Source organism: Arthrobacter crusticola (assembly GCF_004357995.1).
Lineage (GTDB): Bacteria > Actinomycetota > Actinomycetes > Actinomycetales > Micrococcaceae > Arthrobacter_D > Arthrobacter_D crusticola.
The window spans coordinates 189,803-207,592 of sequence record NZ_SMTK01000001.1 but is presented as its reverse complement, the minus strand read 5'-3'; the positions used below and the strand labels follow the sequence as shown (position 1 = coordinate 207,592).

Below are 17,790 nucleotides of genomic sequence, written 5' to 3'. Positions count from 1 at the left end.
CGGGGTGAGGATGCCCGCCGCACAGTAAGAAGTCGTACCTCGTAGTACGACTTGTCTACGACCATACTTATCCGTGGCGCCTGTCACTCGAACGACCTCAGTTGAGGACTAGACGTCCTTCCGTTTTCGTCTTCCACGCTGACCAGACATATTCTGGAGCGTGATGTTTTCTCCTAGTCGCCTGTCGACTTTACAACGGATGGTGCACGAGCAGCTTTCAACGGCTTCAACACCAGCCGCGCGTTCACGCGCCCAGCGGTTCTTAGATGAAGAGGTTATCGCCTCGCCCGGTTTTGGGGATTGCCCGTTTGATGCTGGGTCAGTTTGGGAGGGAACGGACAGTCGAGCCCGAGATCGATACCACCATGGTTTCTTGTTCTTCGGTGACTGGGTGAAGACTATCTTGGCCGACGACACCACCCAAGTGCGCGCCGCGAGAGCGGCGGTTGGAATCGTGGAAACATGGACGAAGCTTCATGGCGACCAGGCCCATGCATCGGACATGGCATATCATGATGAAACTACGGCCCAACGGTTACTCAGTTTAATTGCTATTCGGCCTGCCATCGCAGCCGTTCTGCCACGCGAGGATGCAGAGGTCTTGGCCCCGCTCATGTCCTCTACTGCAGCACTTCTCGCACGTCAGGAATTTCATGCTGGAAGTAACAATCACGGGATGTTCCAAGACCTAGCGCTTCTATACTGGTCAATCGTCGCCGATAATCCGCACTCGAATCATGCCGAATATTACTCATTGGCCATGTCGCGCCTCAGACGCTACTTTGAAGCAAGTTTCACCGCCGACGGTGTCCATGTGGAAAACGCTCCCACATATCATCTAATGGTGAGCCGGCAGGCAAAGAATGTAATGGACTTAGCCGTTGCCGCAGAGCACACCGATTCCGCCTTCTATAGCAATCTTATCCGCCGTGCTGAGCGTTATGCCACCCATGCACTCATGCCTAACGGCACCTACCCACCGATAAGCGACACCCAACAGAATGAGATCGCGAAGTCGGGAGCTAGAGGAGTTTTCCCGGGCCCGGAGTTTTTATATGCCACAACGCAGGGCCTTCGGGGCAAGCCACCGCAAGAAAAGACGCTAGTCCTCCCCGATTCGGGCTACGCCATCTACCGGAGTGCCTGGGGCGACCCGGATGCGACCTACGCGTTCTTCTCGGCGGCCTACAACGCCGATTACCACAAGCACTCCGATGACCTGAGCTTCTTCCTCCACAGCGGGGGAATCGACTTGCTGAGCGAGTCCGGGCCCTACAGCTACGACTACAAGGACCCGTTCTCCAAGTACGCCTACTCGCAGTTCGCCCATAACAGCCTAGTGGTGGACGGCACGAGCCTGCCGAGGACCGATGGACGCGCGGATCGAGTTTCCCTCCGTGCCGTTGAGGAGCGCGCTGACGGCTTCACTGTCGTGGGGACGAACGGGCGGTACGACGACGTCGTCCACGAGCGCACCGTGGAGGTGCGGGAGGCGAACGGAAAGCCCCTCTTCGATCTGACCGACGAGATCATTAGTACTAGTCAACATTCCTACCAGCTCTTGTGGAACCTGGGCACCGAGGTCTCGGTGGTGCTGCACGGCCAGGGGTTCGAACTGTTCCGCGACGGTTTGAAAGTTATGGACTTGATGGTCGATGCGGATGTTCCCGTCACGCTCGCCCTCCGCGAGGGAGTCGAAAAACCGCGCCCACTCGGTTGGCGGTTCCCAAAGTTCGGCCAGGCGGTTCCCGCCAAGGTTGTGACGGTCTCGTTCAATGGGCAGAACACACGGGTCCGGACCAAGATCCGGCTCAGTGACTTCAGCTATACCGAACGTCTCTCCCCTGCGGATCCCGCCTGGTCGCGCCACAGCGGTGAAGTGCCCGTGAATTACCTTTTCAGACCTGGAGCCAGTGCTCGGGGCAGGGAGCACCTGGCTGTGGTTTTCAGCGCCATCCACCAGCCGGGCGACTTCACGTACAACTACAAGGCAACAGTCGATGAAGTCGACATCAGCGCCCTCTACATCCTCGATGACTTCGGCGACCAAGGCGCCTACTACCATTCCGACCACCGCTCCGAGACGATCTACCGCTCGGTTCAGGCCCTGATCCTGGGCATTGCTAACAAGCACGGCATCGAAGCATCCAAGCTCGTCGCGGTCGGTTCATCCAAGGGAGGCACAGCCGCCCTAATCCATGGGATGACCCTGCCCTTCGGTCGCATCATTGTCGGTGCGCCGCAGACCCGCATCGGCACCTTCGTCGCCGGTCCGCATCCGAACATCCTGCAGTTCATGGCCGGCGGAACTTCGGAACAGGACATCGAACACCTCAACGGGATTGTCCAGCGGGCCGCGCTCACCGCCGGCAGTATCCCGCGCACTTCCATTTTGGTAGGAGCGAATGACCACCACCTGCGGGGTCATGTTGAACCCCTACTGGACGATATGGCGTCAAAAGGCCTTCCACGGCCGGCGGTGACAGTTCTCCCTGACCTCTCCCACGCCGATATTGGATCGGTTTTCCGGTTTTTCCTCGCAGCCAACCTCGAGCAGTTCGTCAGTGGAAAGGGTGAGGAAGCGCTGCCCTACATTATCAGTCCGGGCAAAAGCCCGGGCAGTGTGCGGCTCAAGGTATACGCACCCGCTGGCACCCGTCTCGCGTACCGCCTTTACCTCGACGCGGAAGTCGTTGCCAAGCGCGGTTATGCCGACCGCCAGGTGGTGGTCTTCGAAGACCTCGCGCCCGGCAGGTACCGCATCCGAGTGTACCTTCAGGCACCCGACGGAACCGAGCCGACCGCCTTCACGACCCGCTGGGTCGGTTTACGGAAGGTCTGACGGCAGGTTTCGCCGCCCGGTGATGACCCCGGTAAGCTGCGCCAACACATGCTTGCTGTCGAAGCGCTCCCTTGCATAGCGGCGGGCTTGTTCTCCGGCGTCGGCCCACAACTCAGGAGAGGACGTCACCTCGAGCACGCGCGCAGTGAGGCTTGAAGTATCGGCATGCAGCCACTCCCCCGGGTAGATCCGGTCTGCTCCTGCCCAGGCCAGGGAGGCCGGCCACGCGCCGGACGCGGCCCCGTCCGCCAGGGTGAGATGGAATGACTCGAAATCGCTCACGGACAGCACGGTTCCGATCTTGCTGTACCACGAGGGCATGTCGCTGCCCTGTGGATCGAAGATGACTGCGCCCGCCAGCAGGGGGTCCTCCTCGATCCGGCGGTACTGTGCATTGAAGTACGCAAGCTCGTCCTCCCGCTGGGCCATCCAGGGGTACTCCTCGGGCTGTTTTCCCTTGATGAACAACAAGAAGCGGTCGTCGTTCGAGCGCAGGTCGCGTAGGACGTCCAGTGCCAGATCGATCCGCTTCCGCTGCGGGACCATGCCGACGAAGCCCAGGTTCCACCGGGCGTCGGCCGACTTCCGCCGGTACAGCCCGTCCACATCCACGTAGTTCGGGATCACGAGAGACTTCTCCCGCGGCACCCCGAAGTCCCGTTGTGCGATGTCAGCGATGTGCTGCCCCACGAAGATGAACTGGTCGACCGCCTCCAGATCGAGTTGGTTCAGGTACGGGGTGTGAATCTCCTGCAGGTGCACCCTGCACACCAGTCTCTGCCCGGGGAGTTTATTCCGGGAGAACCAGACGGCATTGCCAAGTGTCCATTCACAAAAGACGACGTCGGCCTCGTTCAGCTTCCGGAGGCTTTCCTCCTCATCGTGCTGGGAGTGTCCCTTCCACTGGTCAAGCAGGACCCGGTGCCCGCTCCCCTCGAGTTCCTCCACGATTCCCGTTGCGAACTTCAGGTCGTGACCGGCCACCAAAATGCTCAGCGGCTCCAACACCGCGGCCGAAGTGGCCCATTGCCGGTGCACGCTGTGGGATTGGATTTCCCGCTGCAGCACAACGCGGGGCGCGGCAGGTAAAGCGTTGAGGTCGATGAGGTCCGGGGACAGGGAGGTGTCCCCGCCGTCGTCCAGATAAGCCAGCCCCCTTCCCGGGACCTCGATTGCCTCCCTAGAGTAGCCCGCTGCGCTCCAGCGGCTGTACTTGCGCGAATGCAGTAGATCCTCATAGTACGTGCGATCGATGACGCCCTCCGGGAGGTGGCCCAGGAGTGATATACCGGCCGGGGGGAGGTGCTCCACCTTGTCAGGAGTGAAGGCTTCGATCCGAAAGCCCGCATGCCCAACTCCAGCTTCTCGGACGGTGCCGATGCCCCTTTCAACGAGCACCACCGAGGGCCGCTCGCTTTGGTCGGTGATCCGCCTGAGGATTGCAGGGGTCAGCTCGGGGACCACGAGGGCGTACTTTTCGAGCCGAGGCGCCTGAAGGCTGAGCCCCGCTGCGCGCAGCACATAGGCAAGGCGGTGGGCCGCGGTGTGGGAGCGGAGCACTGCCCGCGTCGCCACCCAGGCGTCGGCGATCCTCGCGGCCTCGTTGGTCATCCAGTAGTCGACCAGCACTCGAGCGCCCCGTGGGTCGGCAACAACGGGGATTGCGCCGTCGAAAAGCTGCTCGACTCCCCGGCCTGGTCCGCTCACGACGGCGTTTCCGCTTGCGGCGATCTCGAATACGCGCCGGGAAAACATCGTCCCTGAATTCTCGACCGAGTTCACATTAACGTGTACCGGATGCGCCTTGTATGCCTCAATCATTTCCGGGTAGGTGAGCCCGCCCTCTACATAGCGGGCCAAGCCGGCGGGGAACCGGTACGGACTGTCCGGGTTGGCATGCTGCCGGTCGTAAATCGTGAGACCGGACGGCAAGGCCGCTGTCAAGAGCCGGTTGAGCTCGTCCGAGCGCTTCTTGTAACGATCGCCATAGTAGGAGCCGGCGTAGCACACGGTATGGGTGTATTCACGGTCCCTGGCGAGAGGGTTATGGAGAACTGGTTGGGCGTAGAAGGGCAGCGAGGCGACGGACTTGAGGAACGGTCCCGCCGATTTGAGGTAGGCCGGGATGGACCCGTCGTCGCTTGTGAAAACATGGTCGAACTCCTGAGCAGTACGCAGGAACCGGTTAGTGTGCACCGGGTCTTCCTTGTTCCAGAAGATGGTGGGTATCGAAAGCTTACGGCAGTGGCTCACGAGCGCTGAAAGGTCGGCAAACGACTCGTCATCGTAGTAACCGACTTTGCCCTTCCAGAGGCCGTTGTTGCCCTCCCACGCCGATTCGACGAAGAGGGCGTCAATGGGCGTTGACTCGAGTTGTTCCTTCCACTGGGCCGGCTCCAACGCCAGCAGATTGATGTCGGGGACGAGCCCTGTGCGTGTAAATTCATCAGCGATAACCCCAAGGGTCAAGTGCTTCAGCTCGGCACCATCAACGAGTGGATCAATCCGGACTTGGGTGACCGAGGCAAAGGCAGACGAGCCGACCTTGTCCCAAGTGCGTTCCCGCAGCGCCCAAAGGCGGGCTCGACGTCCCAGGACGCGACGCTGATCGGGATCATTGGCCAGTTCTTCGAGGACATCGGCAAGCTGCTCCGGGTTGCCGGCCTCAAAGAGCCGGGCACGCTCGCCGTCGGTCCCCGCAAGGTCACGAAGAGGCGGGAGGTCCGAGAGCACCACGGCCTTGGCCGCGGCCATGGCTTCGAGGGGTTTGAGCGGCGGAACCATCTCGGTGACCGGCAGCGGGAGACGGGGACACGGCATGATGTCGAAAACACTGACGTAGCGCGGGACATCGGCGGCCGGCACCCGGCCGGTGAACACCACCGCATCGGCGATGCCAAGCCGGTCTGCTGTGGCCTTGAGCTGAGGCAGCGCCGGGCCGTCGCCCACGATGACAGTGCTCGTTCTAGTTCCACGGTCCTGCAGCAGACGGACAGCCGAAAGCAATGTTTCGAGCCCCTCGTACTCCACGAGGCTTCCTGCGTAACCGATAACGGTCCGCCCGGGGGCGAGGCCCAGCTCGGCGAGGGTGGTCGCGTGCGGCGGCATTTCAGTGAATTCATCAGTGTCCACCGCATTCGGCAGAATCGTAATCAACTCGGGCCGCACACCGCGCCGTACTAACTCCTCCTTGACCTGCCGGGTAATCGCCAACACTGCGTCGGCTTCGGATGCCACCAAGGTCTCTAGCGTCTTCGCCAGCTTGAATCGCTCGGAATGTTCCCACCGTGGCTTGGTTGATGACTCAGTGATCTCCCAAAGCCCACGTACTTCGTAGGTGAACGGCAGGCCCAGACGGCGAGCAGCGATAAGCGCCGGCAGCGCCGTCACATGGTTGGAGGCAGCGTGGATCCTCTCAACGCGGTTCCGGGTGGCGAGCTGAACATACTGGTCAGCGGCTTCCTGAACGTATTGGTCGAGACGGCTCTGGGTCCAGGTTGGTCCAGCAGTAAAAAAGTGGGGAACTCCGTCCAGAGTTTCTTCATAGCTGCGGGGCGAGGACGGAGGCTTGTCCGTCTTGACATCCCACGGGTATCCCGGTCGTGCGGCAACGACAAGATTCGCGCCAGCGTTTTTCAATCCCCCGATGAGTCCTGCGGTTCTTGTGGAGTATCCATTGGAGTTGTATGGGGACACGCTGTGGGCGCAGTACATGAGGCGTCCACGTTCCGTCTGGTATCCGGCGTTCGGCTGTCGGGGAGGCAACAGGACCGGCCGTGCAAGGAGGGCGGATTGTCCCTTTACAGCGTCTAGAAGCTGAATTTCCTTCGGAGCGAGCTCAACTAGGACACCGGAATGGTCAGCGATGAGCGATGCCGGCGCCAAGACCTCTCCAAGCACGAAGTAACAGTGCGAAATTAGGGCAAGGACGTTCGCTTTGGAGGGGTCCGCCTTCACCAACGCCAGCAAGTCCTGCCGGCGTTCGTCGGCCCCCTTCTTCCTCGCTTGGGCCCCCACGCCTGACTGGGCAATATGGGGAAGGAGCGCCCGCTGACCTCCGACGGGGTGCCCAAGCTCGGTTCCCGGACGCAAGGACCTGAAGTATTCCGACAGCGCTCCCCGCGCTTCGGCCGCGGTCCTGGCCGGAGCGGTTGCTGCCGTTCCGATCCGGTAACGCCACGAGCCCCGCAGGGCTGCAAGCATCCTTTTGAGGGAATCCCTCTCCCGGCGTAGGTCATCGGCCTCCCGCCGCAGGCGCTCCGCCCGGGATCGGCTTGCGGAAAACTCCTTGGAAATTGCCGCCAGCTTCGACTCGGCCGTTCTTTCCTTTTTCGCCAGTGTGTCGAACTCTTGAATGAACCTGTCGATATCGGCGGCAAACTGGGCACGGCGAGCCATATCCACCGGTGGTACTTCGCGCCGCTCGTCTTCGTATTTCAAGGTCATTCCTTCAACTGATCGTACGGGCCTTTGATGCAGGGTTGTTCTTCAGCGCCAAATGCCGCGGGTATCGATGACGATCTTGCCATCGAGCAGTGACCGGTCGAGCTCCCTGAAGTCGTCGTGGTCCACCAGGAGCAGCACGACGTCCGCCGACTTGATGGCCAGTTCGATTTCGGTCAGTTCAACGTTGCGCAGATTCAGCAGGGACCCCGGGAGCTCCGCCACGTGGGGTTCTGCCACAAGGATGCGGCTGCCGTGGAGTGCGGTGCCGAGCTCCTTGACGATGCCAACGGAGGGGGATTCGCGCAGGTCGTCAATGTTCGCCTTGAATGCCAGCCCGAGGGCGGCGACAGTGGCACCGGTGCCGGCCTGTTCCAAGGCATCGCGTACCCGGCTCACCACCCAGCCCGGCTTCGCGTCGTTCGTCATGCGTGCCTGCCGAATGAGCTGGGATTCCTCCGGCGCCGCGGAAACGATGAACCACGGGTCGACCGCGATGCAGTGGCCGCCAACGCCCGGACCGGGCTGGAGGATGTTGACGCGCGGGTGATGGTTGGCAAGCTCAATGAGCTCCCATACGTCGATACCGACCTTCTCGCTGATGACCGAGAGTTCGTTGGCGAATGCGATGTTGACGTCCCGGTAGGAGTTCTCCACCAGCTTCGCCATTTCGGCAGTCGCTGCGTCGGTAAGGTGGATCTCGCCCTGGCAGAACACGTTGTACAGCTTGCGCGCCATCTCCGCTGCCTCGGGGGTGATACCCCCAATGATGCGGTCATTGGTGACGAGTTCGATCATGACGCGGCCCGGGAGCACCCGCTCGGGGCAGTGCGCCACATGCAGCACGGGCTTGCCGCCGTCACCGGTAAGGCTGAGGTCCGGCCGAAGCGCGATGAGAAATTCGGCGAGGTGACGGGTGGTTCCCGGAGGCGAGGTGGATTCAAGGATGATCAGTTCGCCGCCGACAAGCTGCGGGGCAATACCTGTGGCGGCGGCCTCGATGTAACTAAGGTCCGCCGTCTTATCCTCGTTGAAGGGCGTGGGCACCGCGAGAATATAGGCCTGGGCCGACGGCGTGCGGGTCGCCGCCCGGAGGTTCCCCTGGCTGACGGCGCCGGCAACGTGGATGTTCAGGTCCGGCTCGACGAAGGGGACCTCGCCGCGGTTGATCGCGTCGACGTTGTCCTGCTTGATGTCTACGCCGACCACATCCAGACCATTGGTGGCCAGAATTGCGGCAGTGGGCAAACCGATGTAGCCCAGCCCGATGACTGCTACTTTTTCAATCGTGTTCACGAAAATCCTTTAGATTGATACATGGTTGTTTGGCGGCCCGAAAAACTGGATCTCACCGGTCGACAAAAGGGATTGGTCCGTCGCCTGCCAGGTGTGACCGGCGCCGTTTCTTTGTTGGTAGTAATTGAATCTATCCGCGGAGTAGAGCCGTCCCGACGCGGCCGTGACGGCGCGTAGGAACGCCGTATCCTCTCCCTTGGTGAGCGACTCAAACGGGAACTCACGGAAGGTGCTCAATGCGGCCATAAGTGTTGGCCCCATAAGCATATTGGTGAAGCGGTGTTCCCGATGGGCGAACCGAAGAAGTGTCGCGTTGTAGTTACGGAGGTACATGTAATGTGCCTGTTTTCCGACTACCTCGGCGCGGGAAAAGCTCAGGGAATTCACCTGATCCAGCAGATAGTTCTCACCGTAGAAGTCATCGTCGTCCATTTTCGTCGCCACGGTGCCGGATGCGGCCCCGACACAGGCGTTCAAACAGTCCCCGAGACTCTTCTCCGTGCCCGCGCGGAGGACTGTGACGGACTCGAGGGGGTACTTATCCCGGAGCTCGGCGAGCGCTGACTTTTCGGCGGTGAAACCATGCGTCAGGAGGATTAGTTCGGGTGTGACGCCCCGCTGGCTGGAGACCGTCCTGAAGACATGCTCGAGTTGGTTCGGCCGGTTGGTCGATAGAAGGACGGACAGGGACGGAAGTGCGACCGGGTCCGCACGCTCGGGCACGGCAGCCAGAAGCACCTGCTCGGCCCGGTGCGCATAGGTGTGCTCGGCCCAGATCCGCCGCTGGGCCCTGTGGGCCTGTCGTTCCGCCAGCATGGAGTGCTCCACCAGGGAGCGGACGGTGTCCCGGGCCTGCTCCCGGCTGGCCGCAACCGCCACCTCGTCCGGCGGGAAGAGGTCTTCCAATGCCCTGCTCGGCGTGGACACCACCGGGGTCCCCGAGGCCGAAATCTCGAATATCCGCCGCGCGCACATGCTCGGAGAATCGACAACGGAATTGACGTTCAGGAAGACTTTGTACGCCTTGTAGGCGGTCAGCATCTGGCGGTAGGACAGGGAACCGACCACGCGCTCGGCCAGCGGAGACGGGAACTGGTACTCGGGGTTCCCCTGAAGCTGCCGGGAGAACACCTCGAGTCCGAGTTCCATGCCCGCCGACGCGTCTCCCGCTCCCCCAAGCAGCAACTCCATCTGCGCCCGGCGCTCCGGGTACTTGTGTGCGAAGTACATCCCAGCAAACGCGACATCGCGTCGGTGCCACCCCCGTGTCGGACGCACCGGACTATGGAGAACCGGCTGTGCTGCGAAGGACAAAGAGGATACCCGGTCGTGTCCCAGATCCCGCCGGTAGCTTTCGATCATGTTCGAGTCGCTCGTGAAGACGTGGTCGAAAAGGCGCGCAGCGGGAAGGAAATCGTCGTAATGCGGTGGATCTTCCTTGTTCCAGAACACGGTTGGGATGCCCTGTTCCCTGCACCAACGTAGCAATTCGACGAAATCCGGCTTCGGCCCGGAAGTCCCGGTGAGCTGGTACTTCCAGTCGCCTCCGTTGCCGGCCCACGCGGATTCGACAAAGAGGAGGTCGATACCCTGATCACGCAGCTGCTCCTTCCACGAGCTGCGCCGAAGCGGCATAGTGTTCCACTCATACTGGAATCCAAGCGCCGAGAACTCATCGAGAATTACTCCGACGGTGACGTCGGAGCGGCGGGCCGGAACCGCGGGAAGTTCGGCGTCGGCGAATAGGAGACGCCTACGGTGCCCGCGCCCGGTCCAGCCACCTTCCGCCCCTCGTGCGTTCTCGAGCCGGACCACGCCGCGCTCCGCATTCGTGCGGATGCGGTAGGTGCGCAACTGCGCGCGGCCACCGTGTCGCAGATGCCAAAGCTGGGTGCGGAGTTTCTGCAGGCGCGCGGCGCCGCCTGGTAGCCTCACGCCGAGCTCCGTCGACCTGATTCCCGGGCCAGCACGGCGGGGACCTTCAGGTTGTTGATCATGCGCCGTCGGGTCTTCAGTGCCAGTACCCTGTCGCCGGCCGACAAGTACTTCGTGAAGGTGCGGTACCACTTGATGACCTCGACCGGGTCACCGTCCATGATGATCTCGCCGTCGTCCAGCCACAGCACCCGGCTGCACATCTCCCGGATGGTGTCGAGGCTGTGGCTCACAAGGAAGACGCAACCGGCCTTCTCCCGCAGCTCGTCCATCTTGGCCTTAGTGCGGTCCTTGAACTGGTCATCTCCGGTATTGAGCGCCTCATCGATCAACAGGATTTCGGTATCCACAGCAGTGGCGATGGCGAACTGCAGCCTCGCCGCCATCCCGGACGAGTAGGTCCGCATGGGAAGGCCGATGGACTCCGCCAACCCGGACACCGAAACGATGTCCTCATATTTGCGGTCGATCTCCGCCCGAGTCATCCCCATCGCCAGGCAACCGAGGACGATGTTCTCATGGCCCGAAAGGTCCGGAACCAGTGCGGCACTGACCCCGAGGAGGGTCGGCCTCGACGACGCGTAGACGGCACCGGCCGTCGGCGGCACGCGCCCGTTGATCAGCTTCATGAGGGTGCTCTTGCCCGACCCGTTACGGCCAATGATCCCGACGGATTCACCCCGGTTGACGACAAGCGAAATGTCTTTCAACGCGATCACGGACACATTGCGCTGCCGCCCGAGTAAGCGGCGCAGGCCACGGGGCTTCCGCGGCGACGCCGAATCCTGCGCCGTCGTTGGCACCTGGTAGGTCATGCTCACGCCATCGAGGACGACGGCGGGCTGTCCTTCAACAAACTCCACCTCACTCGTCACGGCCGTAGCTCTCCTCCCCTTGCCAGAAGTAAACGAGCCCCACAGCCAAAACCCCGAGCGCCCAGGCGGTCAGAACCGCCCACGACTGCCATTGAGGGAACTGATTGTCGAGGACCGCCGTCCTCACAATGGTCAGGAGCTGATACAAGGGGTTGATTTCGATCAGTCCCTTCAACAGCGGGAAGGCACCGAACAGGGTGATCGGGAAAATAACGCACGAGCCGTACATCCAGAACCGGATGGCGAAACTCAGGATATTTCCTACGTCGCTGACCCGCGCGACGACCCGCGCGAGGATCAGGCCCACTCCGAGATTGAACAGGGTCTGCAGGAGCAACGCGGGAAGGACCAGCAGCCAGAGCAGGCTGACCGGTTCGGTGGGAGGGAACAGCAGAATCAGCAGGAGCAGAGAGATGACGACAGGCACACTCGCCAGGAGCTCGCGCAGATTGACCGCGAAGAGCAACGCGGCGCGCGGGAAGTTGAACGCCTGAATCACCTTGAGGTTCGTCCGGATGGCCCGCGCACCGGCGGAGATCGATCGGCTGCTCATCTGGAATAGGAAGACACCAATCAGAAGAAACCCAAGGAAGTTCTCCATTCCACGGCTGACATGCAGGAGCACTCCGAAGATCAGGTAGAAGGTGATGCCGTTGAGGACCGGGTTGAGGATCAACCAAACGTTGCCAAGCCGGTCGCGGCTGTTGCTCGTCTGAACGCTCGCTCGGGCATTGAAGTAGATGAAGTGGCGGTAGTCCCACAGAGCGACAAGGTAGTCCAGGAAGACCGGCTTTGCCCCTACCCTCGTCAGCCCCCGTAGGTCCACCGATGTCGGCACGGTTGTCGCTCCTGCGGTTGTGTTCTTGGGGCGTTCGATGTTCATTCCCCCGCCCCCACGGCTGCATAGGCTTTCTGGTACGCCGCCGCGTTGCCGGCCCAGGTGCGCTGCTCCAGCACCGTACGTCGACCTTCACGGCCCATCCGCACGGCGGACTGATCGACTGAGCCGCCTGCAAGGAGCCCGCTGATGGCTGCGGCCAACGCGTCCGGGTTTGAAGGCTCCACGAGGATCCCGGTGGTGCCGACGGTGACAATCTCACGCAGCGCCGGCAGGTCGCTCGCGATGACGGGACGCGCGCAGGCCATCGCTTCAACCGGCTTCAGCGGGGTTACAGATCGGGTCACGTCGAAGTCCCGCCGCGGAACTGCGAAGATATCGAGGGCCAGATGATGCAGCCGGGCCCGGGCGCGCGGCACACGCCCGGTGAATAGAACCTTGCCTGAGATGCCCAGTTCCACCGCGAGCGATTCGAGCGCAGGCCGCGCCACGCCGTCTCCGACGATGAGGCACCGAAGTTGTGGATGGGTCGGCTCGAGCAGCGCAACGGCTCGTAGGAGGTGATCGAGGCCCTCGTACTCCACGAGGCTGCTGACCGTACCAACGAAGACGCCGTCCTCGGGAAGGCCCAGCTGGCGGCGCGCTTCAGTCGATGCGACTGGTTCGGCGAGGTACTCCTCGCCCACCGCGTTCGGGCCGAGCAGGATCCGGTCCTCCGGCACGCCGGCGCGCATAATTTCTTGTTTCATGGCCTCACCCAGTGTCACCACGAGGCTGGCATTGCGCATCACCTGTGCTTCACGATCAGTGAAAAGCTTATAGCGCTCACTCGACTTCGCCCGTTCATGGCGCGACGACGCCCACGTGTCGGCCAACTGGCCGCGCACTTCGTACACCCAGGGGATGCCGAGTGCACCCGCCACCTCTCCGGTAACCAGGCCGTTCACGAAGTGCGTCGTAGTGTGGAGAACCGACGGCCGGAGCTTCAGGGCAAGTGCCAGAAGGTCCTCGGCCTGCTGTTGCAGGCGGCCATCGAAGCCGGGAGCCAGCCGGGCAGGCAGCAGCCGGTGGTAGGTCACGCCGTCAACGACGTCGACGTCGTCAGCCAGGATTTTGCCTACCTGTACCGGGTAACCCACGCGGGTCACGGCATGTACGTCCCACCCCTGCTCCTGCTGGGCCTTCAGGATGGAATGCGACCGCTGGGCATACCCGCTGTGGGTGTGGGGCAGTGAGTTCGTCAGGACGTGGAGAACGGTCTTCCTGCGGGGAACGTAGCCGGTAGCCGGGTCGACCGCAGGGTTCCACCCGCGGAACACCTGCAGTTCAGCGGAGAGCCTGGCGGCATACCGACCGTCGCCTGCTTCCTGGAGGATGCGGACGGCTCCGCTCATGTCACCGTCGTACCAGGCCCGCCGAGCCAGCGTGCCGGCGGTCCTTCCTTCGGCGGTCCTACCTCGCTCGCTCTCCAGGAGCCCATCTGCCGCCTCGGGGTTCCCCGTGGCGAGGGCGATCTCGGCCATCCAGCGGGCCTGCGCTCCCCCGGGGCGATTCTCCTGTGCCGCATCGAGCAGGTCCGTCACTTGCGTGGTGTTTCCAAGAAGGTGCGCAGCCAGGATTGGCAGGACACCCGGGCCCCTCACTGGAAGCCGGGCGGCCGCGCGGGCGATGCGCCGGACCATGCTGTACGGCATGCGCCGGCCCACCTGAAGCAGAAGGAGGACAGGGTCATCCCCCAGATGTGTCGCAACAGTTGAGGCGGCGAGCCGGGTGTTGCGAAGGATGCCGGACGCACTCACCGGGCGGGACCGCCGACTACCTGCTCGAGAAGCTCGATATACGCCGCTCCAAGCGCCTCGACGTTCGCGTTGTTTTCGACCCACTCGCGGCCGTGCTGCCCGATCCGCAGCTGGTCCCGATCATCCGCAAGACGGTTCCACAGTTCGGCAATCTCGGCAGGGTCGGCCCGCACAATGTGTCCGGCACGGGCTTCCTCAAGGATGTTCCGCGCCTCACCGCGCACGATGCCGGTTACGTGCCGTCCAACGGAAAGCACTTCGTAGGTTTTCGAGGGGATCGTCGTCTCGAAGGACTTCCAGTCATCGCGAAGGGAGACGATGCAGCTATCGGAGCGCTCGTAAAAATCGAGGATGGGCGAACCATGGACCGAGGCATGGAACTCGACCGGCGCGTTCAGTTCCTTTGCGAGGTCCATCAGTTTCCTGCGCTCCACGCCATGCCCCACCATGGTGAGGCGCATCCGGTCGCCGACCAGGGCCGCCGCACGGATGACGACGTCGAGGCGCTGGCTCTCGCCGTGGTTGCCGAGGTAGAGGACTTCCAGCCGGTCCTGCTTCGCCGGCGGGGCCGCAAGGTGGCGCAGGGTGGAAATATCGACGCCGTTGGTGACTGTCGCAACGTTCTTTAAGCCGCGGTCGCGCAGCGTCTGGGCGAAACCACGCGTGACGGTCACCACCAGGTCCGCGCGGGCCTGGATGGCCATAATCGCGGTTTCCACCAGGCTCTTGGCACTTCCCTCAACGATGCGGGCGTCCCTGGCGAGGTCTGGCCAGGCGTCCCGCATGTCGACCACGAGCGGCCGCTTGAGGAGCCTTGCAACCACGTACCCGGTGCCGAGGATGGGCAGGCTCGGAACCGTGACAATGACGACGTCGGGCTTGGCAGACATCAGGGCCGCCGGAACACTGCAGGCCGCTGAAAAAAGGTGGCTGGCGAGCCGCCCCTTGCGTGTGGTTCGGTGCCACAGGAACGGGACCCGGCGGATTCTTTCCCCGAATTCCCCGGACGATACGACGAAGGGCCGTCCCGCGGCCCGCTTGGGCAGGATCCGCCGCCCGTAGGGCGCGTGGGCGATGGGCGTGACGACGTCGACGGCCCACCCTTCCAAGCGGAACGAGCGGATGAGCTGGGTCCACCGCCGTTGAGGCGGACTGTGCTCCGGCGCATAGGAATGCGTCAGCAATAGGACACGCACAAATGACCCCCAGCCATCTTCTTTGGCACGAACAACCTACACAGCCTACAGCGCTCGGCCGGTCAATCAGTGCGCCGCTGAGGCGAGCCGCTGGAGCGCAGTCTGGCGTAGTACGCAATACCGAGCCCGATCAGCAGAAGGATCACCAAAACTCTGGTCACCGGGTGGGTACCAATGGATTGCTGCGTTGACACCGGCTCGCTCGCGCTGACCGCCTCGGGCGCGTTGGTGGGCGCCGACGTCGTCGGTCCGGCCGTGGGTGACGCTGACTGCGACGGGCTCGCCGAGGGTGTCGCCGACGGAGCCGCGCTCGGCTCCTCTGAGGGATCGTCGGTGGGAAGATCGGTGACGGCACCGGTCAGGGGATCCCACCGGAAGTTGGTGTACTCGAAAGAGCCCGGCAGCACGAGGACAGTCGTGCCGGGTTCGATGAGGTAGCCAGTGGGAGGGTGGATGAGCCACCCGGTAGCAGGGTCGATGGCGAAACCGGTCACCGGATCGATGCCGGGTGCCTGCTCCACCGGCGCTGCGGGTTCCGCCGGCGGTGGAGGCGCAGGGGCGGGTGCGGGAGCGGGAGCCGGTGCGGGTGGGGGTGCAGGCGCCGGCTCAGTGGGGGCCGGCGCGGGCGGTGCCGGAGTCGGTGCCGGGGTTCCCGGCGCGGGCTGCCAGGGAAAGCCGGGCCCAATGAGCGGACTTTTGGGAATTTCCGCGGCCCGGGCAGGTTCATGCGGAAGGGACGGCCCCAGCCCAAGGAGTGCGACGATAGCGGCCGCCGCAAGCCGCTTTTCCGGAGATCCCACGGCTACTCCGGCGAACCGGAGAAGAGCGGGAGGGATTCAAGGGAATCCTTGTCCAGTGCTTCGACAACCTGGGCGATGCCGGCTTCATCCTTGACTACGATTGACTGCCCATCGGCCGAGGTTCCAACGCCGAGAGTCGGGAGGGTTGCGAACTGCACGTCTCCCGAACGGACGTTGCGAAGTGATACGGCAAGGCCGCCGACGGCCGCCGCATCCAGATTCTCGTCAACGCTCACGTACGGCGAAATCTTGGAGACGACGTTGGCGACTTTGCCGGGATCGGTCAGCGTGTCGGCGCTGAGGACCTTGGAAAGTACTGCCTTCACGAAGAGCTGTTGATTCTTGACACGCTGGTAATCACCGTCGGAGAAGGCATACCGTTCGCGGACGAACTTGAGCGCCGATTCGCCCTGCAGTCTGACCGGTCCCTGCGCGAAGTATTCACCGTTGGCACCGCTGGACTGGAACGCTGAAGAATTGTTGACCTCGACGCCGCCGAGGGCGTCGGTCAGTCCCTTGAACCCCTCAAAGTCGATAATGGCGACGTGGTCCACTGGAGCCTCGAAAAGGGTCTCGACAGTTTGAACGACCAGTGGGATCCCGCCCAGTGCAATTGCCGAGTTGATCTTGCTCTCGCCATGTCCTGGTATCTCAGTCCACGTGTCGCGCAGGATCGACGTGACGAAGATTGCATCCCGGTCGGCGGGAATATGCATCAGCATCATCGTGTCCGAGCGGCTGTCGGCGCCGGCTTCGCCCGGTGCATCAGTATGGGCGCGGGAATCGCTGCCAAGGAGCAGAATATTGAGCGATCCTTCGGCCGTGGGTTCAAGCGCAGGGCGATCACCGCTGGGAAAGGCCGTCTCAATGGTCGTGGTCTTCGAGTTGAAGGTATTTGCAAGATTGAAGACATACGCGCCAGCAACGATCGCAGCGACCGCTACGAACGTGATCATCACCAGAAGGGTGACCCGGACGGGGTGCTTCTTGTCCGGCCGAACCCTCGAAATAACTGGCTCGTTCCCATAGTTGTACTCGGACACCGCACATCCCCTCATCCTCAAGACCAGCCCTCATGCTACCGGGTAGACATGTGAACGAGGTGACAGGTGAGGCACGGGCCACAACACTTGAGGCCCAGATTGATGTCTTTTCCTTGCCTGCGGTCACAGTCCTAGGAGCCGCCGTGCCGGCTCAGCGGAAGTCTCAGGACCCCGCCCGGCGCCGTCGCACTCCGAGGACGATCGTTGCGATTGCCGCAAGAAGCACCAGCGCCCCGACCGCCCACACCAGGGGTGCGGGCGATGAGGCAAGCTCCGCCTCTACGGCCTCAGCTGATGCCGAGGGCGTCGGCCTGCTCGTCGGTGTTTCCGCCGGTGTCGGCGAGGTCGACGGCGCGGGCGCCTCAGCCGCCGGGGCGGAAGCAGAAGGCGTGGCCGGGGCGGGGCTCGCGGACGCGGTCGACGTCGGCGTCGGGGATGCTGACGGCGTCGGCGTCGGTTCCGGCGAAACGGGGGCTTGATTACCGACCTCGGATACCTTGCCGGTGGTCTTGTCGTACACGAGATTCGTGTAGATGAGCGATCCCGGAAGCAGCAGATAACCGGAGGTCGGTTCAATCAAGTAGCCGGTGGGCGGATGGATCAGGTAGCCCGTGTAGCTGTCGATGGCGAAACCGGTGGCCGGGTCGATCATTGGCGATGGATTCGGTGCGGGAACCGGAGGGGCAGGCTCATGAAACTGACCGTCGGGCGGTGACTGCTGCT

At 62.9% G+C, this 17,790-nt stretch carries 11 protein-coding genes; 1 reads left to right on the top strand and 10 read right to left on the bottom strand.

Annotation, left to right across the window (positions count from 1 at the left end):
* Positions 1–199: 199 nt before the first annotated feature.
* Positions 200–2,842 carry a heparinase II/III family protein gene (locus E2F48_RS00925; protein ID WP_165968659.1) on the top strand — a complete coding sequence of 881 codons (2,643 nt, stop codon included), beginning with the start codon at positions 200–202 and terminating at the stop codon, positions 2,840–2,842.
* Here the strand turns inward: E2F48_RS00925 and E2F48_RS00920 are convergent.
* From E2F48_RS00920 to E2F48_RS17215, 10 genes are all read right to left on the bottom strand, one after another.
* Entirely contained in the window at positions 2,828–7,288 is a 4,461-nt protein-coding gene (locus E2F48_RS00920; protein WP_133402156.1) for a glycosyltransferase, read from the bottom strand. The two genes, E2F48_RS00925 and E2F48_RS00920, sit on opposite strands and share 15 nt — an antisense overlap.
* Before the next feature lie 42 nt (positions 7,289–7,330).
* Entirely contained in the window at positions 7,331–8,581 is a 1,251-nt protein-coding gene (gene wecC / locus E2F48_RS00915; protein WP_133402155.1) for a UDP-N-acetyl-D-mannosamine dehydrogenase, read from the bottom strand.
* A 9-nt stretch (positions 8,582–8,590) separates the two neighbouring features.
* A complete protein-coding gene (locus E2F48_RS00910; RefSeq protein WP_133402154.1) occupies positions 8,591–10,516 on the bottom strand; it encodes a glycosyltransferase in 1,926 nt (641 codons plus the stop codon).
* Positions 10,513–11,391 carry an ABC transporter ATP-binding protein gene (locus tag E2F48_RS00905; RefSeq protein WP_246018458.1) on the bottom strand — a complete coding sequence of 293 codons (879 nt, stop codon included), beginning with the start codon at positions 11,389–11,391 and terminating at the stop codon, positions 10,513–10,515. The genes E2F48_RS00910 and E2F48_RS00905 overlap by 4 nt, the downstream gene beginning before the upstream one ends.
* Entirely contained in the window at positions 11,381–12,274 is an 894-nt protein-coding gene (locus tag E2F48_RS00900; protein ID WP_133402153.1) for an ABC transporter permease, read from the bottom strand. The genes E2F48_RS00905 and E2F48_RS00900 overlap by 11 nt, the downstream gene beginning before the upstream one ends.
* A complete protein-coding gene (locus tag E2F48_RS00895) occupies positions 12,271–13,923 on the bottom strand; it encodes a glycosyltransferase family 4 protein (protein WP_246018457.1) in 1,653 nt (550 codons plus the stop codon). Before E2F48_RS00895 ends, E2F48_RS00900 begins: the two co-directional genes overlap by 4 nt.
* A 101-nt stretch (positions 13,924–14,024) precedes the next feature.
* Entirely contained in the window at positions 14,025–15,224 is a 1,200-nt protein-coding gene (locus tag E2F48_RS00890) for a glycosyltransferase family 4 protein (protein ID WP_133402152.1), read from the bottom strand.
* 62 nt (positions 15,225–15,286) lie between these two features.
* Positions 15,287–15,745 carry a hypothetical protein gene (locus tag E2F48_RS17220; protein ID WP_165968651.1) on the bottom strand — a complete coding sequence of 153 codons (459 nt, stop codon included), beginning with the start codon at positions 15,743–15,745 and terminating at the stop codon, positions 15,287–15,289.
* Between the two features lie 281 nt (positions 15,746–16,026).
* Positions 16,027–17,067 carry an LCP family protein gene (locus tag E2F48_RS00880; protein WP_246018455.1) on the bottom strand — a complete coding sequence of 347 codons (1,041 nt, stop codon included), beginning with the start codon at positions 17,065–17,067 and terminating at the stop codon, positions 16,027–16,029.
* 163 nt (positions 17,068–17,230) lie between these two features.
* Entirely contained in the window at positions 17,231–17,719 is a 489-nt protein-coding gene (locus E2F48_RS17215) for a hypothetical protein (protein ID WP_165968658.1), read from the bottom strand.
* Between the last annotated feature and the right edge of the window lie 71 nt (positions 17,720–17,790).